Origin of the sequence: Paenibacillus sp. A3, assembly GCF_001399685.1 — a bacterium.
Taxonomy (GTDB): domain Bacteria; phylum Bacillota; class Bacilli; order Paenibacillales; family NBRC-103111; genus Paenibacillus_G.
In genome coordinates this window covers 1-4,182 of sequence record NZ_JTHN01000169.1, presented here as the reverse complement: position 1 = coordinate 4,182, position 4,182 = coordinate 1, and the positions used below count along the sequence as shown (strand labels likewise).

The window sequence follows — 4,182 nt, the reverse complement described above, 5'->3', positions numbered from 1 at the left end:
TCCCAGCTTCGACGCTACACGCTGCTGGGCCATTACAAAGCAAACGAGGACGAGATCGAAGTCCGGGGCCTCGTGCTGAACAAACGCAGCAAAACCGTCTTCGTGGATCAAGAGGAAGTCCGACTGACGGCGACTGAATATAAGATCCTTGAGCTCTTGATCGAGCATCGGGGCCGTGTGTTTTCGATAGAGGAGATTTATGAAAAGGAATGGAAAGAGCCGTATTTCAACGGCGAAAATACGGTAACGGTGATGTGCGGCGAATCCGCGAGAAAATCGAGATCAATCCGCGGGAGCCCAATATTTGAAGGTGGTGCGAGGCATTGGCTACAAAATCGAGAAGTAAGCTCGTCGCGCTATTGGCATGGATACTGATCGTTTTTTTAATGACATTTGCCTTGCTTTCGGCAGTAGACGTTTACAAGCACAGGGAATATCTCAATAAAGACACCTACTTTCGTACAGGGAATTTCTATGGTTATTTTGCCCTCAGTCTTAATATGGTCAAACAATATTACGCTCGTGAATGGGGAGACAAGGAAGATGAGCAGTCCGAAGATACAGTTCTCAAAGACAGTACGCTTTGGACCAATCTGAGCAAGGAACCGGATCAGGAAAATTTAGTATTTTTAAAAGATTTTTAATAAATATAGAGATTTTTTTGTAAATTTTCTCTTGTATACTAAGTGATATCGCTTTCGTTAGCGAGCAAACGAAATCATTTTTCAATCAAGGTGGTTATTTATGCAGCAATTCAATGTGTTGATAGTTGATGACGATGCCGAAATTGTGGAAGCCCTCAGTATCAATTTAAGAAGAGAAAGCCTGAACGTGTTTACCGCCAGCAACGGTCTCGAAGCGCTGGCTGTGCTCGAGCGGAACGAAATCCATCTGATTCTGCTGGATGTGATGATGCCCAAGCTGGACGGTATTCAAGCAACGTTTAAAATCCGCGAAACCAGAAACATTCCGATCCTGATCGTCTCGGCCAAAACCCGGGATATGGACAAAATTGAGGGACTAAACGCCGGGGCTGACGATTATATCAGCAAGCCGTTTAATACTTTGGAGCTTATAGCAAGGGTAAAATCCCTGTTAAGAAGATATACTTGTCTGGGCGACTACAAGCCGGCTGAGGATATCATCTACGCCAACGGACTCGCTTTGAGCAAAAGCACGAAGACTGTTGCTGTCGACGAGGAAATTGTCCGTTTGACCGCGACGGAATATAAAATACTGGAGCTGCTTATGGTAAACAAAGGGCGGGTCTATTCCATCGAAGAAATATACGAAAAAGTGTGGCGGGAACCGAGCGCCAATGGCGAGAATACGGTTGCGGTTCATATCAGGCGCATACGCGAGAAGATTGAAATCAACCCGCGCGAGCCAAAATATTTGAAGGTGGTATGGGGGATTGGCTACAAAATTGAAAAGTAAATACATGACTGCGTTTGTGAGAGTTTTGCTTATCATCTGCGCGGCGCTGGTACTGCTGCTGGCTATCGATATTTCCAAAAAACAGGATTATATTTACGGCAATCCTTTCTTTCAAGGTGATCTCTTTTACAGTGTGCAGGTTCATCTCACTGTCCATGACATCACGAAATACTATGTTGAATACGGAGAAGATGAAAAAAAGATAGGGATGGAGAAAAAGAAGGTTAGCGAAGAAACGGTCCGGCAATGGAGAGAGGAATTTGAAGCTCTTGCGCTCGACAGGATGACCCCGGAACGACCGGACCAGCCATTAAAGGCATCCGAAGGAGTTTCCCTTTATACGCTGCAAGAAAAAGAATTCGCCGAATGGAGCAAGCAGTTTGAGAATGCTTGGCAGAGGTACCTTCTTGAAAACACGACAAAATACATAGAAGAAAGAAAAAGCGATTATCATAATCTCAAAAATACAGTCGCCCGTCTTGATCCTTTGGTTAAATATACAATTACGGATAAGAAGAACCATAAAACATATACGAATAGAACGGCTAGTCCCGACGGAGAACTGAAAACGGAGCAAGACTCGGAGACGACCCATACGATCACGTTTCCGCTTCAGCAGCCGGTCAAGCAACTGCATTGGGCGGACGATTATTTTAAACAGAACCAATTGGAGGGCAAATTTACCTTTTATGCCACCGTAGAACCCAATATGGCTTTTGCAACCGAGGCTGTCGCGTTCAAGGACTATATTACTTTGATTGGGATTCGGAAACAATTGCACTATGAATTCGCCGGTTTTGCGGCTGGATCGGCAGTCCTGATCGTTCTGTTCGTTTACATGCGAAAAAACCGGGAAAAGGAGAAAATATGGGGCGGAACGCTCACGACCGCCTGGCAGCGCCTCCCGATCGATATCCGTATGCTCGTTCTGCTCCTGTTTCTTATTACCGTATTCGGTTACGGAAGAACGATTTATGATTGGCGCATACCGTTCAGCTTTGCTTACCGTTGGGTGCTGCTTGCGGCGCTCCTCTCTTTTATTGGCATTGGCCTGAATGATGCGCTGCGTCTGTACCGTACCAAAGGTGCTTTTGGTGAGCAGTGGAAAAAGGGATACATTCTAACGCTCAACAAGCTGTTGAAAGCCGCTCTGACCAATAAAATATTACTGTTCAAATCCGTTCTGATCTTCCTGTCGACGGTCCTGCTGGGCCTGTTTTTGTTCGCCGCATGGAAGGAATCGGGAATCTGGCCCATCCTATCTTTCATGTATGCGCTCGCTTACCTTTTCATCGCCGTTCCTTATCTCGCCAAACGGGTAGGGACGTTGAATCACATGCTTACAGGCATGAACGAAATATCGGCCGGTCGTTTCAACTTTGCGTTTGAGGAAAACGGTACAGGAGAATTGTCGCAAATGGTCCGGCAGTTGCAAAGCATGAAGCAAGGCTTTCAGGCTGCTCTTGACGTAGAGTTAAGAAGCGAAAGATTGAAATCCGAGTTGATCACGAACGTTTCCCATGATTTGAAAACACCGCTTACTTCCATGATCAACTACGTTGATTTGCTGAAAAAAGAGAGCCCGCTACCGGGTGAGTCTGACCACTACGTGCAAGTTTTAGAGAAAAAAACAAACCGTCTCAAAATGCTGATCGAAGATCTTTTCGAGGTATCCCAGCTTTCCAGCGGTACAGTGGTATTGGACCTGGAAACAGTCAATGTATCTGCGCTTTTGCAGCAGGCTCTCGCAGAACTTAATGATAAAATTGAAACTTCCAAGCTCCATTTTCGCGTTCATATCGAGCATCCGCATATCTTTGCCCGGCTGGACGGTAAAAAGACGTGGAGAGTATTCGAGAATTTGATCCAAAATGCTCTCCATTACTCCATGCCGGAAACCCGGGTTCATCTTTCTTTGACCGAGGAACAGGAGCATACCGTATTGCGGATTAGCAATGTCTCGGCTTACGAAATTCAATTTGACGCCGAAGAGCTGTTCGAACGGTTCAAACGAGGCGATTCTTCCCGGCACACCGAAGGCTCCGGATTGGGTTTGGCCATCGCCAAAAGTATTGTTGAACTTCAAGGAGGCCGGCTTCAGATCGCAATCGAAGGGGATTACTTTAAAGTAACGGTTATATTCAATAAGCAAGCGGAAGATTGCTGATGGCCTCCGCTGGAATATGGAGCGCAAAAAGGATGGCAGAATTGTCATCCTTTTTTTATTATCTGTTATTCTTGTCGTAACCCTAGTCAAGTAGACACTTCGTAAGAAATTTGTAAGAAAACGGGTAGCTTTTTTGACAAAAGTCTCCTTTAATATAGACATATGCGCTTGCAAGCAGCCGTAAATTCGAACGCAGCATTCAAGGAGTAAGATGATGCAGAAGTACAATGTGCTGGTGGCCGACGATGAACCGGAGATTCGGGACGCCATCGAAATCTATTTGAAGAACGAAAACATGAACGTGTTCAAAGCGAGCCACGGCTTGGAGGCTTTGGACATTCTGGAGAAGGAAGATATCCATCTGATCATTCTGGACGTTATGATGCCCGGCTTGGACGGCATCCAGACGACGTTCAAAATCCGCGAAAGCCGCAATATTCCCATTCTTATGCTGTCCGCCAAATCCGAGGATACGGACAAAATCCTGGGGCTGACCGTCGGCGCGGACGATTATTTGTGCAAGCCCTTCAATCCGCTGGAGCTGACCGCCCGGGCGAAATCCCAGCTTCGACGCTACA

General features: G+C 46.1%; 4 protein-coding genes and 1 pseudogene. All 5 read left to right on the top strand.

Annotated elements, in window-relative coordinates; translation table 11 throughout:
- Positions 1–346, top strand: a pseudogene (locus tag QJ48_RS24440) (winged helix-turn-helix domain-containing protein); the annotation flags it as partial.
- A complete protein-coding gene (locus tag QJ48_RS24435) occupies positions 324–644 on the top strand; it encodes a hypothetical protein (RefSeq protein WP_054976041.1) in 321 nt (106 codons plus the stop codon). The pseudogene QJ48_RS24440 and the gene QJ48_RS24435, both read left to right, overlap by 23 nt.
- A 100-nt stretch (positions 645–744) precedes the next feature.
- On the top strand, positions 745–1,437 hold the full coding sequence (locus QJ48_RS24430; protein WP_054976040.1) for a response regulator transcription factor: 693 nt from the start codon (positions 745–747) through the stop codon (positions 1,435–1,437).
- Positions 1,415–3,604, top strand: coding sequence for a histidine kinase dimerization/phospho-acceptor domain-containing protein (locus QJ48_RS24425; protein ID WP_054976039.1), 2,190 nt, complete (start codon positions 1,415–1,417; stop codon positions 3,602–3,604). Before QJ48_RS24430 ends, QJ48_RS24425 begins: the two co-directional genes overlap by 23 nt.
- A 214-nt stretch (positions 3,605–3,818) precedes the next feature.
- Positions 3,819–4,182 (top strand): response regulator transcription factor (locus tag QJ48_RS24420; protein ID WP_157261742.1); only part of this gene is annotated, 364 nt, incomplete at its 3' end.

Coding starts and splice junctions, on each gene's coding strand:
- QJ48_RS24430 (WP_054976040.1), top strand. CDS start 745: ATGCAGCAATTCAATGTGTTGATAGTTGATGACGATGCCGAAATTGTG.